The organism is Caulobacter sp. HJHS_5 (assembly GCF_056683955.1).
Genome location: NZ_JBWZNC010000005.1, coordinates 1 through 24,153 on the forward strand (window position 1 = coordinate 1; position 24,153 = coordinate 24,153).

Annotated in this window: 27 protein-coding genes; 12 read left to right on the plus strand and 15 right to left on the minus strand. The window is 69.8% G+C overall.

Annotation, left to right across the window (positions count from 1 at the left end):
- Nucleotides 1–195: 195 nt before the first annotated feature.
- From ACFLIT_RS10435 to ACFLIT_RS10455, 5 genes are read right to left on the minus strand one after another with little or no spacing between them, the layout of a single operon-like run.
- On the minus strand, nucleotides 196–3,096 hold the full coding sequence (locus tag ACFLIT_RS10435) for a tetratricopeptide repeat protein (protein ID WP_479911169.1): 2,901 nt from the start codon (nucleotides 3,094–3,096) through the stop codon (nucleotides 196–198).
- A 3-nt stretch (nucleotides 3,097–3,099) separates the two neighbouring features.
- The gene (locus ACFLIT_RS10440) at nucleotides 3,100–3,996 is read right to left on the minus strand and encodes a MotE family protein (RefSeq protein WP_479911170.1); all 897 of its coding nucleotides are present in this window, start codon (nucleotides 3,994–3,996) and stop codon (nucleotides 3,100–3,102) included.
- Nucleotides 3,993–4,451, minus strand: coding sequence for a DUF6468 domain-containing protein (locus ACFLIT_RS10445; RefSeq protein WP_479911171.1), 459 nt, complete (start codon nucleotides 4,449–4,451; stop codon nucleotides 3,993–3,995). The genes ACFLIT_RS10440 and ACFLIT_RS10445 overlap by 4 nt, the downstream gene beginning before the upstream one ends.
- Entirely contained in the window at nucleotides 4,451–5,539 is a 1,089-nt protein-coding gene (fliM, locus tag ACFLIT_RS10450; RefSeq protein WP_479911172.1) for a flagellar motor switch protein FliM, read from the minus strand. The genes ACFLIT_RS10445 and fliM overlap by 1 nt, the downstream gene beginning before the upstream one ends.
- A gap of 1 nt (nucleotide 5,540) precedes the next feature.
- Nucleotides 5,541–6,200, minus strand: coding sequence for a flagellar basal body-associated FliL family protein (locus ACFLIT_RS10455; RefSeq protein WP_479911173.1), 660 nt, complete (start codon nucleotides 6,198–6,200; stop codon nucleotides 5,541–5,543).
- Between the two features lie 223 nt (nucleotides 6,201–6,423).
- On the opposite strand from ACFLIT_RS10455, the gene flgF reads away from it, so the two are divergent.
- The 6 genes from flgF (at nucleotide 6,424) to ACFLIT_RS10485 (ending at nucleotide 11,152) form a co-directional block, all read left to right on the plus strand.
- On the plus strand, nucleotides 6,424–7,179 hold the full coding sequence (gene flgF / locus ACFLIT_RS10460) for a flagellar basal-body rod protein FlgF (RefSeq protein ID WP_479911174.1): 756 nt from the start codon (nucleotides 6,424–6,426) through the stop codon (nucleotides 7,177–7,179).
- A gap of 12 nt (nucleotides 7,180–7,191) precedes the next feature.
- The gene (gene flgG, locus ACFLIT_RS10465) at nucleotides 7,192–7,980 is read left to right on the plus strand and encodes a flagellar basal-body rod protein FlgG (RefSeq protein ID WP_479911175.1); all 789 of its coding nucleotides are present in this window, start codon (nucleotides 7,192–7,194) and stop codon (nucleotides 7,978–7,980) included.
- A 4-nt stretch (nucleotides 7,981–7,984) separates the two neighbouring features.
- The gene (gene flgA / locus ACFLIT_RS10470; protein ID WP_479911176.1) at nucleotides 7,985–8,728 is read left to right on the plus strand and encodes a flagellar basal body P-ring formation chaperone FlgA; all 744 of its coding nucleotides are present in this window, start codon (nucleotides 7,985–7,987) and stop codon (nucleotides 8,726–8,728) included.
- Between the two features lie 12 nt (nucleotides 8,729–8,740).
- Nucleotides 8,741–9,475, plus strand: a complete 735-nt coding sequence (gene flgH / locus ACFLIT_RS10475; protein ID WP_479911177.1) for a flagellar basal body L-ring protein FlgH — start codon at nucleotides 8,741–8,743, stop codon at nucleotides 9,473–9,475.
- Nucleotides 9,476–9,543: 68 nt separating this feature from the next.
- A complete protein-coding gene (locus ACFLIT_RS10480; RefSeq protein ID WP_479911178.1) occupies nucleotides 9,544–10,023 on the plus strand; it encodes a hypothetical protein in 480 nt (159 codons plus the stop codon).
- A 10-nt stretch (nucleotides 10,024–10,033) separates the two neighbouring features.
- Entirely contained in the window at nucleotides 10,034–11,152 is a 1,119-nt protein-coding gene (locus ACFLIT_RS10485) for an aldo/keto reductase (protein WP_479911179.1), read from the plus strand.
- Between the two features lie 142 nt (nucleotides 11,153–11,294).
- Here ACFLIT_RS10485 and dxs read toward each other — a convergent pair whose 3' ends face one another.
- From dxs to ACFLIT_RS10510, 5 genes are all read right to left on the minus strand, one after another.
- Nucleotides 11,295–13,214: a 1-deoxy-D-xylulose-5-phosphate synthase gene (dxs, locus tag ACFLIT_RS10490; protein ID WP_479911180.1), complete on the minus strand. Its 1,920-nt coding sequence runs from the start codon at nucleotides 13,212–13,214 to the stop codon at nucleotides 11,295–11,297.
- Between the two features lie 20 nt (nucleotides 13,215–13,234).
- A complete protein-coding gene (locus tag ACFLIT_RS10495; RefSeq protein ID WP_479911181.1) occupies nucleotides 13,235–14,128 on the minus strand; it encodes a polyprenyl synthetase family protein in 894 nt (297 codons plus the stop codon).
- Nucleotides 14,128–14,370: an exodeoxyribonuclease VII small subunit gene (locus ACFLIT_RS10500; protein WP_479911182.1), complete on the minus strand. Its 243-nt coding sequence runs from the start codon at nucleotides 14,368–14,370 to the stop codon at nucleotides 14,128–14,130. The genes ACFLIT_RS10495 and ACFLIT_RS10500 overlap by 1 nt, the downstream gene beginning before the upstream one ends.
- A gap of 154 nt (nucleotides 14,371–14,524) precedes the next feature.
- The gene (locus tag ACFLIT_RS10505) at nucleotides 14,525–15,142 is read right to left on the minus strand and encodes a histidine phosphatase family protein (protein WP_479911183.1); all 618 of its coding nucleotides are present in this window, start codon (nucleotides 15,140–15,142) and stop codon (nucleotides 14,525–14,527) included.
- Nucleotides 15,142–16,062, minus strand: a complete 921-nt coding sequence (locus tag ACFLIT_RS10510; protein WP_479911184.1) for a histone deacetylase family protein — start codon at nucleotides 16,060–16,062, stop codon at nucleotides 15,142–15,144. The genes ACFLIT_RS10505 and ACFLIT_RS10510 overlap by 1 nt, the downstream gene beginning before the upstream one ends.
- Here ACFLIT_RS10510 and ACFLIT_RS10515 point away from each other — a divergent pair.
- Together ACFLIT_RS10515 and ACFLIT_RS10520 are read left to right on the plus strand one after the other, a co-directional pair.
- On the plus strand, nucleotides 16,061–16,621 hold the full coding sequence (locus ACFLIT_RS10515) for an N-acetyltransferase family protein (protein WP_479911185.1): 561 nt from the start codon (nucleotides 16,061–16,063) through the stop codon (nucleotides 16,619–16,621). The two genes, ACFLIT_RS10510 and ACFLIT_RS10515, sit on opposite strands and share 2 nt — an antisense overlap.
- Complete coding sequence (locus ACFLIT_RS10520) at nucleotides 16,618–17,103, plus strand: DUF4262 domain-containing protein (protein WP_479911186.1); 486 nt, start codon at nucleotides 16,618–16,620, stop codon at nucleotides 17,101–17,103. The genes ACFLIT_RS10515 and ACFLIT_RS10520 overlap by 4 nt, the downstream gene beginning before the upstream one ends.
- Here the strand turns inward: ACFLIT_RS10520 and ACFLIT_RS10525 are convergent.
- The 3 genes from ACFLIT_RS10525 to ACFLIT_RS10535 form a co-directional block, all read right to left on the minus strand.
- Nucleotides 17,100–18,617: a UdgX family uracil-DNA binding protein gene (locus ACFLIT_RS10525; RefSeq protein ID WP_479911187.1), complete on the minus strand. Its 1,518-nt coding sequence runs from the start codon at nucleotides 18,615–18,617 to the stop codon at nucleotides 17,100–17,102. The genes ACFLIT_RS10520 and ACFLIT_RS10525 overlap by 4 nt on opposite strands.
- A complete protein-coding gene (locus ACFLIT_RS10530) occupies nucleotides 18,617–19,852 on the minus strand; it encodes a putative DNA modification/repair radical SAM protein (protein ID WP_479911188.1) in 1,236 nt (411 codons plus the stop codon). Before ACFLIT_RS10530 ends, ACFLIT_RS10525 begins: the two co-directional genes overlap by 1 nt.
- Before the next feature lie 109 nt (nucleotides 19,853–19,961).
- Complete coding sequence (locus ACFLIT_RS10535; RefSeq protein WP_479911189.1) at nucleotides 19,962–20,327, minus strand: DUF983 domain-containing protein; 366 nt, start codon at nucleotides 20,325–20,327, stop codon at nucleotides 19,962–19,964.
- Between the two features lie 287 nt (nucleotides 20,328–20,614).
- Between ACFLIT_RS10535 and ACFLIT_RS10540 the strand changes: the two genes are divergently transcribed.
- A complete protein-coding gene (locus ACFLIT_RS10540) occupies nucleotides 20,615–20,866 on the plus strand; it encodes a helix-turn-helix domain-containing protein (protein WP_479911190.1) in 252 nt (83 codons plus the stop codon).
- Nucleotides 20,867–20,892: 26 nt separating this feature from the next.
- Here ACFLIT_RS10540 and ACFLIT_RS10545 read toward each other — a convergent pair whose 3' ends face one another.
- Nucleotides 20,893–22,119 (minus strand): SulP family inorganic anion transporter, encoded by a 1,227-nt coding sequence (locus tag ACFLIT_RS10545; protein ID WP_479911191.1) that lies wholly within the window; start codon nucleotides 22,117–22,119, stop codon nucleotides 20,893–20,895.
- 240 nt (nucleotides 22,120–22,359) lie between these two features.
- Here ACFLIT_RS10545 and ACFLIT_RS10550 point away from each other — a divergent pair, with 240 nt between their 5' ends.
- Genes ACFLIT_RS10550 through ACFLIT_RS10560 form a run of 3 tightly spaced genes read left to right on the plus strand, consistent with a single transcriptional unit; the run spans nucleotide 22,360 to nucleotide 23,833 of the window.
- Nucleotides 22,360–22,698 (plus strand): DUF167 domain-containing protein, encoded by a 339-nt coding sequence (locus ACFLIT_RS10550; RefSeq protein WP_479911192.1) that lies wholly within the window; start codon nucleotides 22,360–22,362, stop codon nucleotides 22,696–22,698.
- A 59-nt stretch (nucleotides 22,699–22,757) separates the two neighbouring features.
- A complete protein-coding gene (locus tag ACFLIT_RS10555) occupies nucleotides 22,758–23,654 on the plus strand; it encodes a transglutaminase family protein (RefSeq protein ID WP_479911193.1) in 897 nt (298 codons plus the stop codon).
- 29 nt (nucleotides 23,655–23,683) lie between these two features.
- Entirely contained in the window at nucleotides 23,684–23,833 is a 150-nt protein-coding gene (locus tag ACFLIT_RS10560) for a hypothetical protein (RefSeq protein ID WP_479911194.1), read from the plus strand.
- Between the two features lie 14 nt (nucleotides 23,834–23,847).
- Here the strand turns inward: ACFLIT_RS10560 and ACFLIT_RS10565 are convergent, their stop codons facing one another.
- Nucleotides 23,848–24,090 (minus strand): hypothetical protein, encoded by a 243-nt coding sequence (locus tag ACFLIT_RS10565; RefSeq protein ID WP_479911195.1) that lies wholly within the window; start codon nucleotides 24,088–24,090, stop codon nucleotides 23,848–23,850.
- Between the last annotated feature and the right edge of the window lie 63 nt (nucleotides 24,091–24,153).

A 24,153-nucleotide genomic window follows, 5' to 3' on the forward strand; every position in this document is an offset into this window, starting at 1 on the left:
CACGGTCGCAAGACCCACCCATGATCGAGGGACCGCCAGCGTCACCCTCCTCTCGGAGGTCGGCTCAACATGCAACCCATGCGTGGTGAGTCGGCAGAGGCGCAAGCGCGCCCGCAAGAACGGTGTTCCTGGATGGCCGGCACAAGGCCGGCCATGACGAAGATAAAGTAGACGAGCGGGCTCGTCCCGGCGCCCCTACCCCCTGTTCGACCCGGCCGGGGCGTTGCTGGCCTGCTGCGCGCTGGAGGCGTTCTGGCGGAAGCGCTGCTTCATGCGGCCCACCCAGCCGGCGAAGGCTTCGTTGTCGGTGGTGATGCGGGTGAAGTCGCCGGCGGCGGCGACGCCGCTCAGGGCCACGCGCAGGCCTTCCGGATTGCGGGCCGCCTCGATGAAGCCGCTGTAGCGGCTGCGCAACCGGGCCAGCGCCGCGTCGTCGTCAGCCAGGCTGAAGGCGATGCCGGCCCGCATCAGCTTGGCCTCTTCGTCGGCCGTTAGCAGGGTCGGGGTCTTCCAGCGATCGCCGAGGGCGCCTTCGTAGAGCGCGCCCGCGCCCGCCCAGGCGCGGCCCTTCCAGGCGATCTCGGCCTTCACGTCCTGGGCTTCGCGCGTCTTGTCCTGCTCGACCATCTCCTCGGCGGCGTCGAGGCGGCCGAGGCCGATCAGGGCGCGGGCGGTGACCACCCGGCGCTCCGCGTTGAGCGAATTGGTCAGCAGCGTCGTGCGGCTCTGGTTGATGGCGTCCAGCGCGCTCTCGGGCTTGCGGTCCATCAGGTAGATCAGCGCCAGATCGGTCGCCACCTGCGCCTTGGCCGCCCCGTCCAGCCGGTTATCGACTTGATATTTCAGCAGCTCGGCCGCCTGCGGCAGCAGGTCCACGTCGACCAGCCGGCGCACGAGGTTGCGGACCATCTGGTCGCCGTCGGCCCCGATCGGGGTCAGCTCCTTGAAGTCGTAGAACAGCGCCAGGGCCTGGATCGGCTGCAGGCCGTCGGCCTGGCCTTCGAGGAACAGGGCGCGGAAGGCCGACGACAGGTCGTTCTGCAGGGCCACGGCCTGCGGCAGGTCGGGCAGCCGCTGGCCGGCCGAACGCATCGCCTCCAGCGCCTCGCGATAGCGGCCCTGACGCAGATAGAGGTCGCCCAGCGCCCGGATGGTGTCCAGTTCCACACCGTCGCCGCGCCAGCGATAGCGCAGGCTGTCGTAGGTCTCGGCCACCTGGGTGGGGCTCATCTGGCCGCGGTCGAGGCGGATCTGGGTGGCGTGCAGCAGCGCCGGCGCCGCCACCTCCTGCATGGCGGCGCGCGAAAGCGCGTCGAACACGTTCAGCGCCCGGCCCGTATCACCCATCGCCTGCATCAGGCGCGCCTGCACCAGGCGGGTCTGCAGCTGTTCTTCTGGAACGGTGTCCTGGTTCAGCGCCTCGGCGATCGCCGCCCCGGCGGCCGGGAAGTCGCCGAGTTCGAGCGCGGCCTCGGCGTCGGCGCGGGCGAACCGCGCGCGCCACACCGGCGTGTTCAGGGCCAGGGCCGAGTGACCCTGCGCGAACTTCTGGCGGGCGTCGGCCCACTGTCCGGCCTGGGCCGAGATGTAGCCGCGCCACAGCGCCGTCGACGGATCGTCGGCCAGGATCGCGGTCGAGAAATCGGTCTCGGCCTCCTTCACCCGCCCGGCTAGGGTGCGGGCGATGCCGCGCAGCGCCCGGAACTCGCCGTCGCCCTGCAGGCTCTCACGCGCCTTGGCCGCGCCGTTCAGCACGCCAATGGCCTCGTAGGCCAGGCCCTCGCCGATCAGGAAGCGGGCCAGGGCCATGCGGGCGGTCACCGTGCGCCCCTCGCCCTCGCCGCTCTCGACGGCGGCCGCGTCCATCAGGCCGTTGTAGCGTCGCAGGAAGCCGCCCGGCGCGGTCTTGCCCCAGTCGGGATCGATCAGGCCGGGCATGGCGGCCGGCTGCGGCGCGCCGAGTTCGGCCTCCAGCCGGGCGTTGGTCGCCGCCGCCGGCGACAGGGCCAGCCCCTTCGGCCGGCCGATATGCACGAGGTCGCCCGAGGCCTGGACGGTCAGGTCGTCGGCGTAGCTCTCCAGCGCCAGCCCCTGCAGGGTGCCGAGCATGGCCAGGTCGACGTAGTCGCGCCGCATCGGCATGCCCTTCGACGGGCCGAGCGCGGTCACCACCGCCAGCTTGTCGCCCACCGCCGGGTCCTGCACCCAGACGGTGCGGGTCGCGCCGGCCACCACGGCCGCCAGGCCCGCGGTCGGGGCCTCCATGTCGCGTTGCACGTTGATCAGGCTGGGGCCGGAGCCGGGCGCGGGCATGCCGCCCACCGTCAGGATCCAGTTCGAGCCCTCCGACCGGGCGTTCACCGCGACGCTGGCCGGCACTTGCATGCGCAGGGCGGAATAGTCGGCGCCGCGCAGCGCCTCGACCTTCGCATAGAGCGAACCGTCCTTCGGCATGGCGGAAGGATCGATGCGGGCCGGGGCGTCGAACACCAGCCACAGGGCGTCGCCGCGACGGAAGATGGCGGCCCCGGCCGGCGCGGCCCAGGGGAAGGTGAGCTGGACGCCCTTGCCGGCCTTGGCGACGGCGACGCGCACCACGCCGCCGCGCGGCGTCGGGTCGGGCCGGGTCGGCGCGGGCGAGGCCTCGGCGTGCGCCTCGACCGGCGCGGCCGCCTTGGCTTCGGTGGCCGCCTTGGCGAACAGGTTGACGAAGGTCGCCCCATCCGCCTGACCGATCTTGGCGTCGGCGTCGTCGGCCAGGGTCAGGGCGACTTCCAGCGCGCCGCCGACATGCTTGGTCGCCACGCCCTTCAGCCACTTGGGCGGCAGCACCTTCAGCTCGGCGAGGTTCGGCTGGGCGTCGCGGCTGAACCGCAGGGTCAGCACCTGGCCCTCGCGGCGGCTGGCGACGCGGGCGCCGCCCTGCCAGTGGAACTCGATGCGCGAGAAGTCGGGCCCCTGCCCGGTGCGCACCTCCAGGACCCCGCGCGCGGGCGCCTTCACCGGCGCGGGCGCGGCGGCCCAGCCGGCCGGCGCGGCGGTCGCCACGATGCAGGCGGCGGCGACCCCGGAGCGAAGGACGGTGCGCAGGCCCATGGATTACCCGGCGGGCGGCGGCGTGGCCGGAGCGGCGGGCGTCGTCGCCGGCGCGGCGGCGGGCTTGGCGGCGGGAGCCGCCGCCCTGCGGGCCGGAGCCGGCTTCGGCGTATTCTGGGCGGTCTTCACCGGCTTATCGGCGGCCGGCGCATCGATGGAGGCCGCCTTGGCTTCCGCCGCCGCCTTGGCCACGGCGAACCGCTGGGCCAGCTTCTCGGTCAGGGCCTTGGCCTCCACCGGCGACATGTTGGCCAGGATCATCGAGAGCGTGCGCTCCTTCAGCTTGGCCGCGATGGGCAGGCGCACGCTGTCGTCCAGCACGCTGAAGCGGGCGGCCGCGTCCTTGGCCTTCATCGCCGAATAGACGGTGACCATGCGGTCCACCTCGGCCTGCTGCTGCTGATCGACCTGGCCGAGCAGGCCCGAGATGTCGCCCTTCAGGCCGTTCAGGGTCTTCAGCTTGGCGTCGAGCTTGGCTTCGGCGGCGGCCAGCAGCTGCAGTTGCACGTCGGTGTCGCTGGCGCGCTGGTCGAGTTCGGTGCGGCGCGCCTGCAGGCTCTGCAGGATGCGCAGCTCGGCGGGCGAGAGGCCCGCCTGCTTGGCCAGATCGGCGGCCGAGGGCGCGCAGGCCAGCGGCGGCTTCGGCGCGGCGGCCTTGGCGAGCGCGCCGGCTTCCGGCGGCAGTTCGGCGGTTTCCTTCGGCGCGCCGTCGGGGCCGAGTTCGGCCTTCTCGGCCCCATTCGTCTTGCCCGGGGCGACCTTGGCGGCGGTTTCCTCGGCGAAGGCCTTGGCGCCGTTCATCATGTCCGGCAGCGACTTGGCGCCCGACAGGGCATTAACGGCAAGGACGCCGCCCACGGCGACGCCCACCAGCGGCAGGATGCGGGGGATAGTCTTCATCGGCGGCCTCCGGCCAGCGCCTTGAGGGTCACGCCCTCGAACAGATCGTCGTCGACGCTCGCGCGCGAGCGGGTGGTCTCCACCGGCGCCAGCCGGGCCACGGCCGCGCTGCGTTCGACCGGGGAATTGACGCGGGCCTCCAGGGCCGCGCGACGGGCGTCGAGTTCGGTGGGAACCGGGCGGGCCAGCCGCTCGTCCAGCTTGGACGCCAGGGCGCGGGCGCGATCGATCCGCTCGCCCAGCACCTCGGCCGCCTCGTCGGTGGCGGCGCGCAGGTCCGCCAGGCCCTGCTCGGCGCGCATCGCGGCGGCGTCGAGGTCGGCCACCGCCCGGGTGAAGCCCTCGTGGCTGTCGCGCAGCGTCTTCAGCCGCTTGTTCAGGCGGGCGCCCATCATCAGGGCCGCGACCAGCAGGCCGGCGAGAACAAGGTTCAGAGTAAGGGCGATCAGGCTCATCAGATCTTCTGCACGGCTTGTTTGGCTTGCGGGGTCAGCGGCGCTTCGCAGCGCACGGCGATGTGTTGGTTGCGGCGGCCCATGCGGCCGCGGGTCAGCGAGATCGGGCCGGCGCGCAGCTCGACCAGGCTTTCCGGCGTGGCGTTGAGCATCAGGGTGTCGCCCACCTTCAGCTCCAGCACCTTCTTCAGTCCCATCTGCTGCTCATCGAGCACGACGCGCACCTCGGTCTGGGTCGTCCAGAGCTCGGTGGCCAGGTGGCCTTCCCAGATGTTGTCGCGGCCGAACTTCTCGCCCATGAACTGCTGCAGCAGCATCTTTCGGATGGGCTCGAGCGTGGCGTAGGGCAGCAACAGCTCGATGCGGCCGCCGCGATCTTCCATGTCGATGCGCAGCTTCACCAGGATCGCCGCGTTGGCCGGGCGCGCGATGGCGGCGAAGCGCGGATTGGTCTCCAGCCGGTCGAGGGTGAAGTTCACCGGCGTCAGCGGCTCGAAGGCGGCGCGCGCGTCGGCCAGCACCACCTCGACCATCTTCTCCACCAGCACCCGCTCGATGGTGGTGTAGGGGCGGCCCTCGATGCGCATGGCCGCCGTGCCGCGACGGCCGCCCAGCAGCACGTCGACGATCGAATAGATCAGGTTGGAGTCGACCGTCAGCATGCCGAAGTTGTCGAGTTCTTCGGCGCGGAACACCGCCAGGATGGCCGGCAGCGGGATCGAGTTCAGGTAGTCGCCGAAGCGGATCGACGAGATATTGTCGAGGCTGACCTCGACGTTGTCGCTGGTGAAGTTCCGCAAGGACGTCGTCATCAGCCGCACCAGGCGGTCGAAGACGATCTCCAGCATCGGCAGGCGCTCGTAGGAGACCAGCGCCGAATTGATGATCGCGCGGATGCCCGTGCGGTCGGCGTCGCCGTCGCCCGAAAGGTCGAAACCCAGCAGGCTGTCGATCTCTTCCTGATTCAGAATCCGCTCGGAACCCGGCGCCGCGTCGTCGCCCCACGCGAGGGCCTCCCCGCCCTCCTCCGGGGGGTTCTCCGCGGCCCACTGGGCCATCGCCGATTGATCTTCGACTTCGTCGGCCATGTCAGTTGACCAGCATCTCCTCGATCAGCACCGCATTCACCTTCTGCGGCGCCGCCACGAGGTTCACGCGACGCAGAATCTCCTGGCGCAGCTGATAGCTGCCCTGGCTGCCGGCCAGGTCCTCGGGGCGCAGCTCGCGCAGGAAGGTCTGGAACATGTCCTGCAGCCTGGGCATGTTCGGGGTCAGGTTTTCGGCCACATCTTCTTCCGGCAGCTCCAGCGTCAGCTTCAGCTTCAGGAAGGTCGGCCGGCCCGTCGCCGTCTGCATGTTCACGATGATGTCGGGCATGGTGTAGAAGTAGACGCCGTCGGGCCCTTCCTTGATCGTCGGCGCGCCGGCTTCGGCCGTGGCCCCGCCTTCACCGCCGCCGTGGCCGCCCCCTTCCTTCTTGGCTTCCTTCTTCTTTTCCTTGCCGTGCTCGGCCGCCTTCTCGCCGTGCTCGCCGCCGGCTTCGGCGTGCTCCGCGGGCTTGGGCTTCAGGAACATGAAATAAGCCGCCGCGCCGCCGCCGCCGAGCACCACCAGGGCGCCGACGCCGGCCGCGATCAGGATCATCAGGGGCGGCTTCTTCTTGCCGGACGCGGCTTCGCCGTCGGCGCCTTCCGCGCCCTCGGCGACCTCCGCCTCGGCAGGCGGAGCCTTCTTCTCTTTCTTCGCCACGCGCGCTGCCCCGAGTCACCAGGGGACTCCTGGCCTCTTTTCTTCTCAGACCCTGGTTAACGATCGGTTTTAGAAGACTGCAGAACTTGCCCGGAAAGAACCGCCGAGCGGCGCGCGTTAACTTTCTTTCCCGCTGTTTTCATTGGTATTTCAGGTTGGCCCAGACCTTGCAGTCCATAGCGTGACGGATCGGCCGTCGAATTGTCGCACCCGGGACAGGTAAATGGACAACACGCTCTTCGTCGGCCTGTCCCGCCAGATGACGCTTCGGCGTGAACTGGACCTGATCGCCAACAACCTCGCCAACGCCGACACCCAGGGCTTCAAGGTCGAGTCGATGATGCTCGAGACCGACCCGGCGCGGCCGCCGGGCTCGATGAAGAGCAGCGACAATCGTCCGATCGCCTTCGTGCTCGACACCGGCGTCGCCCGCGACTTCAGCCAGGGCGCCATGACCCAGACCGGCGCGCCGTTCGACCTCGCCATCGACGGCCAGGCCTTCTTCAAGATCCGGACGCCGGGCGGCGAACGCTACACCCGCGACGGCCGCTTCACCCTCGACCCCACCGGCAAGCTGACCACCCAGGACGGCCACCCCGTGCTCGACGACGGCGGCGGCGAGATCACCGTCGACACGACCCAGGGCCCGGTGTCCATCGGCAAGGACGGGACCATGACCCAGAGCGTACAGGCCAACGTCACCCGCATCGGCAAGGTCGGCCTCGCCCGCTTCGACGACCTGGCCTCGCTCGCCAAGGACGGCGACAACGCCTACCGCAACACCTCCAACCAGACCGCCCAGGCCGCGCCCGATGCGACCATCATGCAGGGCATGCTGGAAGGCTCGAACGTCAAGCCGGTGCTCGAAATCACGCGGATGATCCAGGTCACCCGCGCCTACGAGAGCATCGCCCGCACCATGGACAACGCCGCGGACCTGTCGAAGCGCTCGATCGAGCGCCTCGGCCGGCTGAACTGAGGACAGTAACCGATGCAAGCGCTCCGCACCGCCGCCACGGGCATGGCCGCCCAGCAGCTGAACGTCGAGGTCATCTCGAACAACATCGCCAACATGAACACGGTGGGCTTCAAGAAGCAGCGCGCCGAGTTCCAGGACCTGCTCTACAACACCATCGAACGGGCCGGGGCCCAGTCCTCCGACCAGGGCACCATCGTGCCCACGGGCGTGCAGGTGGGCGGCGGCGTCAAGGCCGGGTCGGTCTACCGCATCACCGAGCAGGGCTCGATGACCCGCACCGACAACCAGTACGACCTGGGCATCCAGGGCCGGGGCTACTTCCAGGTGCTGATGCCCTCGGGCGAGCTGGCCTACACCCGCGCCGGCAATTTCGCGGTCAGCGACCAGGGCAACCTCGTCACCGAGGACGGCTATCTGGTTCAGCCGGCCGTCACCATCCCCATCGACGCCACCTCGGTGTCGGTCTCCAAGAGCGGCCAGGTGCAGGTCACCCAGGCGGGCGCCACCGCCCCCACGGTCGTCGGCCAACTGGAGCTGGCCACCTTCGTCAACGAAGCGGGCCTCGACGCCATCGGCGACAATCTGTTCCTCGAAAGCGCCGCCTCCGGCCCCGCCACCACCGGCATCCCCGGCGTGACCGGCGTCGGCACCCTGCTGCAAGGCTATACCGAAGCCTCCAACGTCGACGCGGTGAGCGAGATCACCGCCCTGATCGTCGCCCAGCGTTCCTACGAGATGAACTCCAAGGTCATCACCTCGGCGGACGACATGCTGCAGGCGACCGCCCAGTTGAAGGCGTAAGCTCATGCGTACTCTCGCCCTCGCCCTGGCGCTCGCCGCCATCGCCGCCCCGGCCATGGCCGCCACCGTCACCCTGCGCTCCGACACCACCGACGCCGACGGCCGCGTCACCCTCGGCGAGCTGTTCGACGGGGCCGGCGCCGCCGCCGACATCGTCATCGCCGCCCGCTCGGGGCCCACCGCGGTGCTGGACGCCGGCGCCGTGCAGGCCGCCGCCCGTCGCGCGGGCCTGGAGTGGACCAACGCCCAGGGCATCCGCCGCATCGTCGTGCGCGCCGGGGCCGAGACCGCGCCGGCGTCGGCCGTCAGAACCGCCGTCAGCGGCAATGTCGAGGTCCTCACCTGGACCCGCAGCCTTTCGACGGGCGAGATCGTCCAGCCCTCCGACCTGGTGTGGTCGAAGGCCGCCGCCGCCCCGGCCGACGCGCCGCGCGACGCCGACGCCGTCATCGGCCTGGCCGCCAAGCGCCCGCTGCGCGCCGGGGCCGTCGCCTCGGCCCGCGACGTCTCGGCCCCGCAGGTCATCAAGACCGGCGACATGATCACCGTCACCTACGCCGACGGCGGCATTACCCTGACGCTGCAGGCCAAGGCCCTCACGGCCGCCGCCGCCGGCGACCTGTTCAACGTCCAGAACCTCACCTCGAAGAAGACGATCCAGGCCGTCGCCACCGGCCCGGGCGCCGCGATGGTCGGCCCCGAAGCCCAGTCCCAGCGCGGCCCCGCCCGCGCCTACGCCGCCCGTTAGAGGTCCAGTCCGATGCGCACCCTCGCCGTTCTCGCCCTGATCGCCCCCCTCTGCGGACTGGCCGCCTGCGGCTCGGTGCGCGAGGTCGTGGCCGGCCCCTCGCTCACGCCGATGGGCTATCCCGCCGCCCTCACCCCGCAGACGCCGCAGGTTCTGAGCCAGGCCCGCGACATGCCCGCTCCCGCCAGCGCCAACTCGCTGTGGCGGGCCGGGGCGCGCACCTTCTTCAATGACCAGCGCGCCATGCGCGTCGGCGACATCCTCACCGTCCAGATCGCCATCGACGACCGGGCCGAGACCGCCAACACCTCGACCAGCAGCCGCACCAACACCATGAGCGGCGGCATCACCAACCTGCTCGGCCTGGAAAGCAGCCTGGGCCGCGCCTTGCCGGGCGGCTTCGATCCCGCCAACGCCATCAACACCAACGCCACGACCGACCACAGCGGCGCCGGCTCGATCAGCCGTTCGGAGCGCATCAACCTGACCGTGGCGGCCGTCGTCACGCAGATCCTGCCCAACGGCAACATGGTCATCCAGGGCAGCCAGGAAGTGCGCACCAACGCCGAGCTGCGCAGCCTGACGGTCAGCGGCATCGTCCGCCCCGAGGACATCTCCTCGACCAACACCATCCGCCACACCCAGATCGCCGAAGCCCGCATCAACTATGGCGGCCGCGGCGACATCACCCGCGTCCAAAAGACGCCGGCCGGCCAGGCCCTGGTGGAGAAGTTCAGCCCGTTCTAGCGGGCGTTCGTCCGACCGATCGGGCAACTCTTGCCGGGTCGGGGCGTTTGTCTGAGCGGAGGGTCGTCATGAAGCGCCGCGCCATCATCGGACTGGGTCTAGCCATCGGGGTCTGCGCCTGCGCGACCCAGATGACCCCTTTCGCGGCTTCGGCGAACATGGCCTGGGCCTTCAACCAGAGTCCCGCCGAGGGCGCCAAGCTCGCCTACGGGGCTCCGGCCAGCGACAACGTCGTGCTGATGATGACCTGCAGCCCCGGCTCCAGCCGGGTCGCCTTGTCGGCCATGACCACCGAGAAGGCTCCCATCGGCGTCACCCTGGCCAGCGGCGCGGCCAAGACCCAGTTCCGCGGCGCCGCCACCACCGGCTTCGAGGGCGCCGTCTCCCTCGTCGAGGCCTCCGCCCCCATGGCCGCCGCACCTCTGAAGGGGTTCCAGCGCACCGGCGACCTCGCCCTCATCGACGGCCGCCGCAAGGTCAAGATCGCCGCCGGCGCCAAGGACAAGCCCGCCGTCGACCGGTTCTTCAAGGCCTGCGCGACGGCCTGACGAAGTCCGCTTGACGCCTTCCGCCGCGCGCCGCTACCACCCCGGCGCGCGCGGTCCCGCGCGCACCTCCCACATCATGGATTTCGTCATGCGCTATTCCGAACTCGGCCGCACGGGCCAGAGCGTGTCCCGCGTCGGTCTCGGCACCATGATGTACGGCAGCCAGGTTGTGCCGGCCGATGCCTTCTCGCAGATGGATTTCGCGCTCGAACGCGGGATCAACCTGTTCGACACCGCCGAGGTCTACGCCGTGCCGCCGACGCGCGAGACGCAAGGCGCGACGGAAACGATCATCGGCGATTGGTTCAAGGCCACCGGCGCCCGCGACAAGGTCTTCCTGGCCAGCAAGGTCGTGGGCAACAGCGGCATGGACTGGATGCGCCCGAACGGCGGCCCCAACCGTATCGTCCGCGAGCAGGTCGACTATGCGGTCGAAAACTCCCTGCGCCGCCTGAAGACCGACGTCATCGACCTCTACCAGATCCACTGGCCGGACCGGGACGTCAACAAGTGGGGGACCCTGGTCCACCCCGACTATCCGGAAGACTACCAGTCCTTCGAGGCCCAGCTCGAAACCCTGGCCCGCCACGTCGAGGCCGGCCGCATCCGCTACGTCGGCGTCTCCAACGAGACCCCGTGGGGCGTCATGAAGTTCCTGGCCGCGGCCGACAGGTTCGGCCTGCCGCGCATCGCCTCGATCCAGAACGCCTACAGCCTGGTCAATCGCACCTTCGAACTCGGCCTGTCGGAAATCGCCCTGCAGGAAAACGTCGGCCTCTTGGCCTACTCCTCGCTGGGCCAGGGCTACCTGACCGGCAAGTACCAGGGCGGCGCCCTGCCCGCCGGCGCCCGCAAGACCCTGTTCCAGCGCCTCGGTCGCTACGAAAAGGTCCAAGCCGACGGGGCCATCCAGTCCTACCTCGACCTCGCCGCGTCCCTCGGCGTCGATCCGGCCGCCCTCGCCTACCGCTTCGTGGACTCCAAGCCCTTCGTCACCTCGACCCTGATCGGCGCCTCGACGATGGAGCAGCTGCAGGCGGACCTCGCCGCCTTCGATCTCGACTGGACGCCGGAAATGGACGCGGCGGTGGACGCCCTGCACAACAGGCAGCCGAACCCTTGTCCATAGGAAAATACATGATCCCTCTCCCTTGATGGGAGGGGGGCAGGGGTGAGGGTGACAGCGGCACCGCCGCTCGCGCCATGGCTTCAAACTCAGCAGTCACCCCCATCCCTACCCTTCCCCCATCAAGGGGGAAGGAACGAGGAGATCAGGCCCGCCGCCCCGCCACGCCCATGTTGTCCATGCCGAGCGCCCGCAGCGCCCCGCGCATGATGCCCTCGGCGTCGAGGCCGGCCTCGGCGTACATCACGTCCGGCTTGTCCTGGTCCTGGAACACGTCGGGCAGCACCAAGGTCCGGACCTTGAGACCGCGATCCAGCGCGCCGTGGTCGGCCAGGGCCTGCAGCACGAAGGCGCCGAAGCCGCCCATGGCGCCTTCCTCGACGGTGATCAGCGCCTCGTGCTCGCGCGCCAGCCGCAGGATCAGGTCGATGTCGAGCGGCTTGGCGAAGCGGGCGTCGGCGACGGTGGCGGAAAGCCCGCGCGCGGCCAGCAGGTCTGCGGCCTTCAGGCTCTCGCCCAGCCGCGTGCCGAACGACAGGATGGCGACGCTGGTCCCCTCGCGCACGATCCGGCCCTTGCCGACTTCCAGCGCTTCCAGCGTTTCCGGCATCTGCAGCCCCAGACCCTCCCCGCGCGGATAGCGGAAGGCGCTCGGGCGATCGTCGATCTGGGCGGCGGTGGCCACCATGCGGGCCAGTTCCACCTCGTCGGCGGCGGCCATCAGCACCATGTCGGGCAAGGCGCCCATGAAGCCGATGTCGAAGCTGCCGGCGTGGGTCGGGCCATCGGCGCCGACGAGCCCGGCGCGGTCCATGGCGAAGCGCACCGGCAGGCGCTGGATCGCCACGTCGTGCACCACCTGGTCGTAGCCGCGCTGCAGGAAGGTCGAGTAGAGGGCGCAGAACGGCTTCATGCCGTCGGCGGCCAGGCCCGCCGCGAAGGTCACTGCGTGCTGCTCGGCGATGCCCACGTCGAAGGTGCGCTCCGGGAAGCGCTGGCCAAAGATGTCGAGTCCGGTGCCCGACGGCATGGCCGCGGTGATGGCGAGGATGCGCGCGTCATTCTCGGCCTCCCGCACCAGGGCCTCGGCGAACACCTTGGTGTAGCTGGGCGGGCCGGCCGAGGCCTTGGCCTGCACCCCGGTCACCACGTCGAACTTGGCCACGCCGTGATATTTGTCGGCGGCGTTCTCGGCGGGGCCGTAGCCCTTGCCCTTCTGCGTGACCACGTGCACCAGCACCGGCCGGTCGACGTTGTCGCGCACGTTCTCCAGCAGCGGCACGAGCACGTCGAGGTCATGCCCGTCGACGGGACCGACGTAGTAGAAGCCCAGTTCTTCGAAGAAGGTGCCGCCGGTCAGCATGCCGCGGCCGTATTCCTCGGCCTTGCGGGCCATTTCCTTCAGCGGCTTGGGCAGCACCCGCGCCGCGCTCTTGCCCAGCTTGCGCAGCGACTGGTAGCCGCCGCCCGACACCAGCCGCGCCATGTAGGCGCTCATGCCGCCCACCGGCGGGGCGATCGACATGTCGTTGTCGTTGAGGATGACGATCAGCTGCTTGGTGGTCTCGCAGGCGTTGTTCATGGCCTCATAGGCCATGCCGGCGCTCATCGAGCCGTCGCCGATCACGGCGATCACCTTGTTGTCTTCCCCCTTGGCGTCGCGCGCGGCGCAGAAGCCCAGGGCGGCGCTGATCGAGGTGGCCGCGTGGGCCGCGCCGAACGGGTCGTATTCGCTCTCGGCCCGTTTGGTGAAGCCGGAAAGGCCGCCGCCCTGGCGCAGGGTGGTCATCCGGTCTCTGCGGCCGGTCAGGATCTTGTGCGGATAGGCCTGGTGGCCCACGTCCCAGATCAGGATGTCCTTCGGCGTCTCGAACACGTGGTGCAGGGCCACGGTCAGTTCGACCACGCCGAGGCCCGCGCCCAGGTGCCCGCCGGTGACGGAGACGGCGTCGATCATCGTGGTGCGCACGTCGTCCGCCAGCTGAGTCAGCTCGGGCAGCGAAAGGCCGCGCGTGTCGGCCGGGGACGCGACCTTGTCGAGGATGGGGGTGGGCTTTGAGGACATTACGCTTCGGAAAACGCGCTTCAACGTCTGCGGTCTAGCACGAAATCGACCGACGCCCGCAAAATGTCGGCCCTCGCGCCAAACGGGTCGAGGTGGGCCTTGGTCTGGGCGGCCAGCAGCGTCAGTCGCTCGCGCGCCGCCTGTGCGCCCAGCAGGGTGACGTAGTTGGCCTTGCCCTTGTCGGCGTCCTTGCCGGCCGCCTTGCCCAGCAGGTCGGCCTCGCCCTCGGCGTCGAGCAGGTCGTCGACGATCTGATAGGCCAGGCCCAGGTCCTGGGCGAAGGCGCACAGGGCGTGCCGCTCGCCCTCCCCCGCCCTGGCGAGGATCAGCGGAATCTCGAAGGCGAAGGCGATCAGCGCCCCGGTCTTCATCCGCTGCATGCGGGCCACGGCGCCGAGGTCGTCGCGCACGCCCAAGAGGTCGATCATCTGGCCGCCCGCCATGCCCCGCGCGCCCGACGCGACCGCCAGGCGGCGCACCAGCTCGGCCCGCATCGCCCCATCCTTGGCCGTCGCCTCGTCGGCCATGATCTCGAAGGCGATGGTCAAGAGGGCGTCGCCGGCCAGCACGGCGGTGGCCTCGTCATAGGCCCTGTGCACCGTCGGCCGCCCACGGCGCATGTCGTCGTCGTCCATGCACGGCAGGTCGTCGTGCACCAGGCTGTAGGCGTGCACGCACTCCAGGGCGCAGGCCGCCCGCAACACCGGCTGCTCGGGCAGGTCGAACATCTTGCCGGCCTCGAGCGCGAAATAGGGCCGCAGCCGCTTGCCGGGCGCCAGCACGGCGTAGCGCATGGCGTGCGTCAGCCGCTGCTCGGGCCCCTCGGCCTCGGCCACCAGCACGTCGAGCAGGTCGGACGTCAGCGTCGCCGCCTCGGCGAGGCGTCGTTCGACCTCGGCGAGGGAGGCGGCCATCAGGCGAACTCGGCGGGTTCGACTCCCGAAGCCCCGCCGGCGCCGAGCACGATCTTCTCCACCCGCAGCCGCGCCGCCTCCAGGCGCTGCTCGCACACCGCCTTCAGGGCCGCGCCGCGCTCATAGATCTCGATCGAGCGCTCCAGCGGCGCCTGGCCGCTCTCCAGCTCGGCGACGATCTTTTCCAGCTCGGCCAGGGCCTGCTCGAAGCTGAGGCCGGCGATGTCGGGGGACGTGGTCATGGGAGCTATTTAGGCCGGAGCCGTCGCAAAGGCTACTCGCTGGCGGGGTGAAATCCTCGTCCTTCGACAAGCTCAGGATGAGGATTTCATTGGGCGTCGGGTCTACAATCGCCTCATCCTGAGCCTGTCGAAGGACGAGGCGACGCACCGCGGATCACCCCCGCTCGAACCGGCGCATCGCCCAGTAGCCGTAGCCCTGGTTCTCGGTCAGGTTCCAGCCGCGCGACTGCAGGCTGCGGCCGATCATGGTGTTGAAGAAGCCGTGCGCCATCACCAGCACGTCCTGGCCCTCGGCGGCCAAGGCCTCCAGCACGTCGGCGGCCTGTTCGGCCCGCGCCTCGGCCGCCTTGCGGCTCTCCTGGCCGCGATGGTTGTTGAAGAACCACCACCAGAACCGCGAGAGAAAGCCCCAGACCTTCGGCGAGGCCTTCACCCATCCGGGAAACGGCGGCGGCGGCAGCGGCGCCTCGATGAACAGCGGATCGATGGCGAACACGCGCTCTCCGACCACGGCGCGGGCCGTCTCGATGGAGCGCGGACGGATCGAGGCGACCAGGGCGCCGGCCCCACGGCCGTAGTCGACCAGGTCCGCCGGCGGGCTCTGGCCGGGCCGCAGGCCCTTGGTTTCGTAGACGCCCCACCATTCGCCATAGGCCTTGGCGCTGAAGCGGACCTTGCGCGACAGGTCCGGCTCGCCGTGGCGCGCCAGCACGATCGCGCCGCTGCGCGTGACGGCGCCTGCCTGCGCAGGCGGAGTCGCGGCCGTCCCCATCAGCCCTCCTGCAGCGCCCTCACATGGGCCAGGGCCGAGCGGCCCAGAGCCTCAAGGTCGTAGCCGCCCTCCAGGGACGAGACAACCCGCCCGCCGCACCGCGCCCGCGCCACGGCCGCGATGGCGCGCGTCGCCCAGGCGAAGTCCTCGGCCTCCAGCGACTGCGCCGCCAGGGGATCGCGCGCATGGGCGTCGAACCCGGCCGAGATCAGGACGATGTCCGGCGCGAAGGCGTCCAGCGGCGCCATCAGGCTTTCGAACGCCGCCCGCCAGCGCTCGCGCGGCGCATGCGGCGGGGCGATGGCGTTGACGATGTTGCCCACCCCGCGCTCGGAGGGATCGCCCGTCCCCGGATACAGCGGCGACTGGTGCACCGAGGCGAGGAACAGGCTCGGGTCGCGCTCGAACGCCGCCTGGGTGCCGTTGCCGTGGTGGACGTCGAAATCCACCACCGCCACCCGCGCCAGCCCCGCGTCCTGCGCCGCCCGCGCGGCCACGGCGACATTGGAGAAGACGCAGAACCCCATGGAGGTCTCGGGCTCGGCGTGATGCCCCGGCGGCCGCACGGCGCAGAACGCCCGGTCGATGTCGCCCCTCGCCACGTCGCGCACCGCCTGCACCACGGCCCCGGCCGCCCGCCGCGCGGCGACGATGCTGCCGGGCGAAAGCATTGTGTCGGGATCGAGCGCCGCCCGTCCGGAATGCGGCGCGGCGGCCAGGGCGCGCTTCACGAAGGCGGCCGGATGCACCCTTTCCAGGTCGGCCGTGTCGACGACCGGCGCTTCGCGCGCCTCGAAGTCCAGGGTCGCGTCGTCCTGCAACGCATCGACCACCGCGCCCAGCCGCTCCGGGCGCTCGGGGTGCCCCTCGCCGGGACGATGGTCGAACATGTCCGGGTGGGTGTAGAGGGCGAAGGCCATGACCGACAGCCTACCCCAGACCGGTGAAATCGCCATCCGCCGCGCGACGGCCGACGACGCCGAACCCCTGGCCGCCCTCTCGGCCGAACTGTTCCTCGACACCTTCGTGCGCGGCTTCGGCATTCCCTATTCCGACGCCGACATCACAGCCTTCATCGCCAAGAGCCACTCGCCCGCCGCCTACGCCGAATGGCTGGTCGATCCCGAGCTGGCGATCTGGATGGCGGAGGACGCAGCGGGCCGGCCGGTCGGCTATTGCCTCGCCGGCCCCAGCGAGTTGCCTGTCGACGGACTTGAGCCCGACGCCGTCGAACTTCACCGCCTGTATGTCGCCCGGTCCGCCCAGGGCGCCGGCCTCGCCCCGCGCCTGATGCGAGAAGCCCTCGCCTGGCTCGCCGCCGACCGCCGCCCCGTCTGGCTCGGCGTCTGGTCCCTCAACCACCGGGCCCAACGCTTCTACGCCCGCTACGGCTTCGAGAAGATGGGCGAATTCGACTACCCGGTGGGCGAGACGATTGATCGGGAGTTCGCGATGCGGCGGGAAGCGGGAGCACTATGAGAACGGAACTCGACACGCCGGACCACCTACTCGACGACGGCGAACGCAGCTTCCTCGACAAGGTGCGCAAGTTCGGTTGGGCCGCCACTACGGTCGAGGATGACGACGAAGGGCCGGGGTTTGCCTACAGCACGGGGTTCTGGCTAAGGCACGGTCGTCCGGAGGTTTTCACCTTCCTACCTGGCAAGGTGGGACATCAGGTGTTGTGCAATATTGACCGCCTCCTATCGGAAAGCGGGTGGTTGCCCACCGACAGGATCATTTTGGACGTATTGGAAGGCTATCCGGTCATCCTGAAACCGATGGCCAAAAGCTACTACGGCGACTTCATCGGCTGGACCCAATGGTTCTACGGGTCGCTGGAAGTCCCCTGCCTCCAACTCTTCTGGCCGGACCGTCGGGGACGCTTCTCGTGGGAGCTTCCGCCGGACGATAGTTTTCATCTGACGCAACCTGACCTGACGGCGCGTCGAACTTCCTAACCCACCAACCCCGCCGCGAACCGCAGGTCCTCCACGAACGCCGCGTACGCCTTCTTCTTCGCAGCCTCGTCCGGCAGGCGCAGCAGGAAGCTCGGGTGGTAGGTCACCACACCCTTCGCCCCCTCGCTCAGCGGCAGCACCACTCCGCGATTGGCCGCGATCGGAGTCTGCTTGCCGGTCACCGCATAGGCCGCCGTTGCGCCCAGCATCACGATCACCCGCGGCCGCACGATCGCCCGTTCGGCGTTCAGCCACCAGCGACAGGCCTGCACCTCGCCCCGGTCCGGTGTCTTGTGAATGCGGCGCTTGCCGCGCAGCTCGTGCTTGAAGTGCTTCACCGCGTTGGTGACCAGCGCCCGCGCGCGGTCGACGCCGGCCTCGGCGCAGGCGCGGTCGAACACCTGCCCCGCCGGCCCCACGAACGGCCGCCCGGCCAGATCCTCCTGGTCCCCCGGCTGCTCGCCGACGAACATCAGCCGCGCCGACTTCGGCCCCTCCCCCGGCACGCCCTGGGTCGCGTCCTTGTACAGGGGGCAACGCTCGCAGAGCTGGACGCCCGCCGCCACGCCCTCCAGCGTGTCCGGCGACAGGTCGTCATAGGTCGCGTCGCGTTGGCGGCGCAGCTGCGCCTTCAGGGCGCGGGTCGAGGGTTGGACGTGCGGGGCGGCCACCATGAGGTCGGTTCGCCTTTCAGCCTGGGCGATCAGCTCCGGAATGAGTTTCGCTTCCGGAAGGTTGCTCCAGTACCGCTTGGGCATCTCCTTCTGCATCATCTTCGGCTTCAGCCGCGCCGGATTGAAGATCGAGGCGTAGTAGGTCGTCCACGCCGCCTCCAGCGCGTCCTCGCCCGGCGCGTCGGCTGGGTCGGCCCCCGGTGTGAAGGTCAGCAGCGTCTGGTCCCAGTGGGCGCAGGCGTCCGGCGTCAGGATCGACCAGGCCATGTTGGCGAACCGCCGCGCGAAAAACGGCGCGGTCAGTTCCACCACCCGGTGCGGCGGCTCGAACCAGGCGGCGTAGGCTTCCGGGTCCGTCCCCTCGATCAACCGGAAGCGCACGAACGCCTTCATCTTGTGGCTGGCCCGCGAGACGGCCCGCGCCATCTCGCCCAGCTTGGCGACCTCGGGATCGGACGCCACCTCCATCAGATGCGGCTCCCGCTGCAGCCGCCAGAGCAGGCTGTAGAGCCGCGCGAACCTGTCCGGCGAGCGGTGCAGGATGGCGAGGCCGGCGAGGTCGACGAAGGTGCGGGGCACGGAAAACGATTTCCCTCTCCCTTGATGGGAGAGGGGCAGGGGTGAGGGTGACTGCTGAGCTTCAGCCACACCCGAAAGTTCAAGCTGATCCGCCGAGGTCACCCCCACCCCTGCCCCTCCCCCATCAAGGGGGAGGGAGAACTGTGAGGCATCCACGCTCCACAGCACCTCCTCCGGCCCCACGCCCTCCTGGCGCAGCCCGCGCGCCGCCGCGCGCCAGCCGTCGAAGTCGATCTCGGACGCCAGCCGCACCAGCCGCATCAGAACAGACTCAGCTGCTCGGCCGGCTCCGCCCGCCGCACCGCCGCGTCCAGCCCGCCGCTGTCGGTCAGCGCGCGCGGCGACCAACCCTCGGCCACGACGAAGGCCTTCGAACGCGCGACGTTGCCGCAGATCCGCGCCACATCGTCCAGCGTCAGCCGCTTGTGCCGCCGCGCGGCCAGCAGCTTGTCGACGCCCCGGGTCCCCAGCCCCGGCGTGCGCAGCAGCCGCTCGCGGTCGGCGGTGTTCACGTCCACCGGAAAGTCGCCCCGGTTCTTCAGCGCCCAGGCGGTCTTCGGATCGACCGTCAGATCGAGGTTCTCGCCCGGATCGGCGATCTCGGCCCGGGTGAAGCCGTAGAACCGCATCAGCCAGTCGGCCTGGTACAGCCGATGCTCGCGCATCAGCGGCGGCCGCTTCAGCGGCAGGTTCGACGACGACTGCGGGATGGGGCTGAAGGCGGAATAATAGACCCGCCGCAGCTGATAGGCCCCGTACAGCGTCTCGCTGCGCGCCAGGATGTCGCCGTCGGCGGCGCTGTCGGCCCCCACGATCAGCTGCGTCGACTGCCCGGCTGGGGCGAACTTCGGCGGCTTGGCCCGCGTGGCTTTAGTCTCGGTCGTGTCCTCGATGGCCAGCCGCACCCGCCCCATCGCCCGCTTGATGTCGCCGGCCTGCTTCTCGGGCGCCAGCGCCTGCAGGCTCTCGTCCTTCGGCAGCTCGATGTTGATCGACACCCGGTCGGCGTAGAGCCCGGCCTCCAGGGCCAGAGCCGGCGAGGCTTCGGGGATCAGCTTCAGGTGGATGTAGCCGCGGAAGTCATGGTCCAGCCGCAGCGACTTCGCCACCCGGACTAGCGCCTCCATCGTATAGTCGGCGTTGCGGATGATGCCGGACGAGAGGAACAGCCCCTCGATGTAGTTCCGCTTGTAGAAGTTCAGCGTCAGGTCGACGACCTCCTGCACGCTGAACCGCGCCCGCGGCGTGTTCGAAGACACCCGGTTGATGCAATAGGCGCAGTCGTAGACGCAGAAGTTGGTCAGCAGGATTTTCAGCAGGCTGATGCACCGCCCGTCCGGCGCATAGGCGTGGCAGATGCCCATGCCCTCGGTCGAACCGATCCCCCGCCCGCCCATCGAGTCGCGCTTGGCCGCCCCCGACGAGGCGCAGGAGGCGTCGTACTTCGCGGCGTCGGAGAGGATGGCGAGCTTGCGCTTGAGGTCCAACAGGGCCATGACGGGACCCTATTGTTCTTCATTTGTTCCGTCGAGCGAAATCTCGCTAAGGCTAAGTTTCCATAGCCCTTTTGCGCCCGTCCGGTCTCACCGCCCCGACTTCGGAGTCTCAGGGCCGTTCATCGCCGCGACCGGCCTCCGACGCCCGGTTGTGAAACTGCAGAGCGATCAGCACGGCCTTGAACGGCCGTATCGCGGCCAGGGTCATCACGGCCATCACGGGTAGCCAGATCGCCAGTTCGATCCAGACCGGCAGGCGCAAGGCCACCTCGGTGAAAAGCAGCCCGAAACAGCCGATGCCGCCGACGATCAGCAAGATGAAGACCACCGGCCCGTCCCCGGAGTCGGCCTGCGTGAGGTCCGCCCCGCAGCTCACGCAGCGCTCGCGGACCTTGAGGAAGCCGCGAAACAGGGGCCCTTCTCCGCAATTCGGGCAGCGGCATCGCAGGCCGGCGACCAGCGGATGGACGGCCATGGGCGGATCTCCTTCGGCTCGGCGCCAAAGACCGGATCGACCCGGCAGGCGCGCCCCTCAAGCGCCGGTCGTGGCGGGATCGCCCGCGGATGACGCTTCGACGGGTCCTTGTCCGATCCGGCCTCCTGATGTGTCAACCATCAATACAACCGGCCTTGAAATCATTCTTGAGATGTAGCCCGGCGCTGGGCCGCCTCCCGGCGTTTGCGGCGCGCCCTCGGGCCATCGGGAAAGCCGCCGTCGGCAAGGGGCTTGTAGAGGCGCGGCGCATCACGATAGATCGGCGAATGATCACCGGCGCGCAGATGAAGGCGGCCCGAGCGCTGCTCGGCATCGACCAGAAGGAATTGGCCCGGCGCGCGGGGATTTCGCTCCCCACCGTCCAGCGCATGGAATCGTCGGAAGGATCGGTGCGCGCGGTGGTCGACAGCCTGGAGAAGGTGGTCGGCGCCCTTAACGCCGGCGGCGTCGAACTGATCGGCCCCGGCGCCCGCAGCGCCGGCGAGGGACGCGGCGTGCGGCTGATCGAAAAGGGCTGACATCGGGCGCGGCGACCGCCTGGGCGTCACGCCCCTTCTTCGGGAACCGGTCGGCGCAGCAAGGCCAGCAGCGCGGCCAGCACGCAGCCGGCGACGATCCCGCTGGTCAGGTCGTGCAGCAGGGTGACCGCAAAGGTCGTGAGCACCACCACGGCCGTTCGCCAGGACTTCAGCAGTCTGGCGAACTCCGCCTTCTCGGCCATGGTCCAGCAGACCACCAGCAACACTCCGGCCAGGGCCGATAACGGGATGTAGGCGGCCAGCGGCGCGGCGACCACCATGAAGGCCAGCAGGAAGAGCGCGTGCAGGATGCCCGACACCGGGCTGTGCGCCCCGGCCCGCACGTTGGTCGCCGTTCGCGCGATGGTGCCGGTGACGCAAATGCCGCCGAACACGGCCGAGCCGACGTTGGCCACGCCCTGAGCCACCAGCTCCATGTTCGAGCGATGCCGGCGTCCGGTCATGCTGTCGGCGACCTTGGCGGACAGCAGGCTCTCGACCGCGCCCAGGAGGGTGAAGGAAATCGCGGCGGGCAGAGCCCGCAGGACCGTGGCCGTGTCCAGGGGCGGAAGGGCCGGCGCGGTCAGGCCGCGCGGTATGCCGCCAAAACGACTGCCGATGGTTTCCACCGGCAGGCCCAAGGCCCAGGCGGCGGCCGACGCCGCGACGACGGCGATCAGCATACCCGGCCAGCCTGGCCTCAGCCTGCGCAGGCCGAGGATGATCGCCACGACGCCGAATCCCGATCCAAGAGCCCACGGGTTGATGCTCGACGCCGCCCTGGCCAGGGCTTCCAGCTTCGGGAAGAACTCCCCGGGCTCCGGCCCCGACAGGCGCAGGCCGCCGAAATCCTTCAGCTGGCTGGCGGCGATGACCGCGGCGATGGCGCAGGTGAAGCTCACCGTCACGGCGTGTGGCATATGCCGCACCAGCGAGCCGAGACGGAGAAACCCCAGCAGGGCCAGCATCGCTCCGGACAGGAGGACGGCGGTCAGCAGGCCGGGCAGACCCAGGCTCGCAGCCGTCGAGGCCACCAGCACGATGAACGCCCCGGCCGGCCCTCCGATCTGCACCCGGCTGCCGCCGAGCGCCGAGACCAGCGCCCCGCCGACGATGGCGGCGTAGAGTCCGCGCTCGGGCGTGACCCCCGAGGCGACCGCGATCGCCATAGATAGCGGCAAGGCGACGACGGCGACCGTGAGCCCGGCGGCGATGTCGGCGCGCAGGTCGCCGGCGCCGTATCCTTCGCGCAATATCGTCGCGAGTTTCGGCCGATAGAGGTGCGCGGTTGACGAGCCGTCAGGCATGGCCGAGCAGCGCCCAGGCGGCGCGCAACAGGGTGGATGGAAGCATCAAGGTGATGTACAAAACATCTATTTATAGGTCAATAAATTGCCTGTAGACATAAAAAGATGCTCCCCGCTTTGGGATCGGCTGCGTCGCCGGTGGAGGTTTTGCATGGTTCGGCGGCATCCCGGCGCGATGGAGGCGGCTTGACCGGGCGGAACGCCAAGGGCCGCTCGCCGACCGGCGCCGACGGCCCTTTCCATTGGTGGGAAGGCGACACGCTGGTGGTCAACATCCTCGGGACGCCGAGCGCCAGCCGCGACGCGATCGGCAAGCCCAAGGGCGCGCAGCTTAAGGTCAGCGTCACCGCGAGCCCCGAGATGGGACGCGCGACGGATCACATGGTCCGCTTCCTGGCACGGCAGTTCGATGTCTCTCCCTCGGCGATCGAGGTGGTTTTCGGCCGCACGAGCATCCACAAGCAGCTGAGGATCACCGCGCCCAAGACCTTGCCCGCCGTCTTCCGACAGACCTCGCTGCTTTAGTCGAACCGACGCTTCGCGCCTTCGGAACCCTCCTCGCCCCATGACGTTCGGCGGTCACTGTGACGCGCCTCTCCATCCTGCACGAAACCCGTTACGATTACGGGCGACCGGTCGGCTTTGGCCCGCACCGCCTATTGTTGCGCCCGCGCGACAGCCACGCCATCCGCATCGTCAGCGCCTCGCTGGAGCTTTCTCCAGGCGGTCAGACTCGCTGGGTCTACGACGCCCTCGGGAACTGCGTCTGCTGGCTGCAGCCCATGGGGCAGGCCTCCAGCCTGGTGGTGACGAGCCGCCTGCTGATCGAGCGCTTCCCCGCCCCGCTGGCCCCGCTCACCCTCGACGATCCGCGATCCGTCCTGCCCATCGTCTACGACCGCGCCGACCGCCTCGTCCTCGAGCCCTTCATGGCCCCGGCGGAGGATGACCCCCACGACGCCGTCCTGCGCTGGGCGCGCGGCAAGCTGCGCCCGGAAGACACCGCCCTCGACTTCGTCATGCGGCTGAACTCCGACATCCACGCCCAGTTCGGCTACAACGCCCGCACGGCCGAAGGCACGCAGTCGCCCGGCGACACGCTCGCCCAGCGCAGCGGAACCTGCCGCGATTTCGCCTGGCTGATGGTCGAGTCCCTGCGCCGCCTGGGCTTCGCCGCGCGCTTCGTCACCGGTTATCTCTACAGCGCCAGGCTCGACCCCGGCCGCGACGCCGAGACCGCCGCGCGCGGCGCCGGCGCCACCCACGCCTGGTGCGAGGTCTTCCTGCCCGACCTCGGCTGGACCGAATTCGACCCCACCAACGGCTTGGCGGAATCGCCGAATCTGATCCCCGTGGCCGTCACCCGCACCCCCGACCAGGCCGCCCCGATCAGCGGCGCCATCGTCGGCGACCCGGAAGGCTCGACCCTCACCGTCAAGGTGACCGTCCACGCCGAAAACGATTTGCAGGCGGCGGCATGACGACCGCCCCGAACCTAGGGAGAAGCGTGATGACCAGCGGGTTCCAACAGCAGCTTCCGATGCAGAACGCCTTCACGCGTTCCGCCCCCGAGCCGCAGAACGGCAAGAAAGCCGACCAGACGGCGCTGAAAGCCAAGGAAGTCCGCTCGTTCGCCGTCCCGAGACCGCCGGCGCACTGAACGGCCCGCGCCGCTCACAGGCGCCGGACCTCGTGCGCCCTCAGGAGTATCTGCTTCTGCTGCATCACGACTTCGAGCTGGGCTCGCAGGTCGCGCCACCAGGCGGCGTCGAGGTTCGGCGTCATCACCTCGATGATCAGGATGTCATCGTGCTCTTGGCGTTCGCCCTTCCTCCAGCGCCCCTTCGCCGGTGCGCGGGTGAAGGCCGTCACCCCGCCGAACCTGACCGTCAAACCGCGTTGCAGCAGGTCGAACATGGCGACGGGATAGGGTCGTCCTCGCGGGTTCGCGATTGGGAGGAATATTTCGACCAGCCAAGC

What these genes read in the sequence shown, in the direction of transcription:
- ACFLIT_RS10435 (WP_479911169.1), bottom strand. Translation starts at nt 3,096, where the DNA reads ATGGGCCTGCGCACCGTCCTTCGCTCCGGGGTCGCCGCCGCCTGCATC.
- ACFLIT_RS10440 (WP_479911170.1), bottom strand. Translation starts at nt 3,996, where the DNA reads ATGAAGACTATCCCCCGCATCCTGCCGCTGGTGGGCGTCGCCGTGGGC.
- ACFLIT_RS10445 (WP_479911171.1), bottom strand. Translation starts at nt 4,451, where the DNA reads ATGAGCCTGATCGCCCTTACTCTGAACCTTGTTCTCGCCGGCCTGCTG.
- fliM (WP_479911172.1), bottom strand. Translation starts at nt 5,539, where the DNA reads ATGGCCGACGAAGTCGAAGATCAATCGGCGATGGCCCAGTGGGCCGCG.
- flgF (WP_479911174.1), top strand. Translation starts at nt 6,424, where the DNA reads ATGGACAACACGCTCTTCGTCGGCCTGTCCCGCCAGATGACGCTTCGG.
- flgG (WP_479911175.1), top strand. Translation starts at nt 7,192, where the DNA reads ATGCAAGCGCTCCGCACCGCCGCCACGGGCATGGCCGCCCAGCAGCTG.
- flgA (WP_479911176.1), top strand. Translation starts at nt 7,985, where the DNA reads ATGCGTACTCTCGCCCTCGCCCTGGCGCTCGCCGCCATCGCCGCCCCG.
- flgH (WP_479911177.1), top strand. Translation starts at nt 8,741, where the DNA reads ATGCGCACCCTCGCCGTTCTCGCCCTGATCGCCCCCCTCTGCGGACTG.
- ACFLIT_RS10480 (WP_479911178.1), top strand. Translation starts at nt 9,544, where the DNA reads ATGAAGCGCCGCGCCATCATCGGACTGGGTCTAGCCATCGGGGTCTGC.
- dxs (WP_479911180.1), bottom strand. Translation starts at nt 13,214, where the DNA reads ATGTCCTCAAAGCCCACCCCCATCCTCGACAAGGTCGCGTCCCCGGCC.
- ACFLIT_RS10495 (WP_479911181.1), bottom strand. Translation starts at nt 14,128, where the DNA reads ATGGCCGCCTCCCTCGCCGAGGTCGAACGACGCCTCGCCGAGGCGGCG.
- ACFLIT_RS10500 (WP_479911182.1), bottom strand. Translation starts at nt 14,370, where the DNA reads ATGACCACGTCCCCCGACATCGCCGGCCTCAGCTTCGAGCAGGCCCTG.
- ACFLIT_RS10505 (WP_479911183.1), bottom strand. Translation starts at nt 15,142, where the DNA reads ATGGGGACGGCCGCGACTCCGCCTGCGCAGGCAGGCGCCGTCACGCGC.
- ACFLIT_RS10515 (WP_479911185.1), top strand. Translation starts at nt 16,061, where the DNA reads ATGACCGACAGCCTACCCCAGACCGGTGAAATCGCCATCCGCCGCGCG.
- ACFLIT_RS10510 (WP_479911184.1), bottom strand. Translation starts at nt 16,062, where the DNA reads ATGGCCTTCGCCCTCTACACCCACCCGGACATGTTCGACCATCGTCCC.
- ACFLIT_RS10520 (WP_479911186.1), top strand. Translation starts at nt 16,618, where the DNA reads ATGAGAACGGAACTCGACACGCCGGACCACCTACTCGACGACGGCGAA.
- ACFLIT_RS10525 (WP_479911187.1), bottom strand. Translation starts at nt 18,617, where the DNA reads ATGCGGCTGGTGCGGCTGGCGTCCGAGATCGACTTCGACGGCTGGCGC.
- ACFLIT_RS10530 (WP_479911188.1), bottom strand. Translation starts at nt 19,852, where the DNA reads ATGGCCCTGTTGGACCTCAAGCGCAAGCTCGCCATCCTCTCCGACGCC.
- ACFLIT_RS10535 (WP_479911189.1), bottom strand. Translation starts at nt 20,327, where the DNA reads ATGGCCGTCCATCCGCTGGTCGCCGGCCTGCGATGCCGCTGCCCGAAT.
- ACFLIT_RS10540 (WP_479911190.1), top strand. Translation starts at nt 20,615, where the DNA reads ATGATCACCGGCGCGCAGATGAAGGCGGCCCGAGCGCTGCTCGGCATC.
- ACFLIT_RS10560 (WP_479911194.1), top strand. Translation starts at nt 23,684, where the DNA reads ATGACCAGCGGGTTCCAACAGCAGCTTCCGATGCAGAACGCCTTCACG.
- ACFLIT_RS10565 (WP_479911195.1), bottom strand. Translation starts at nt 24,090, where the DNA reads ATGTTCGACCTGCTGCAACGCGGTTTGACGGTCAGGTTCGGCGGGGTG.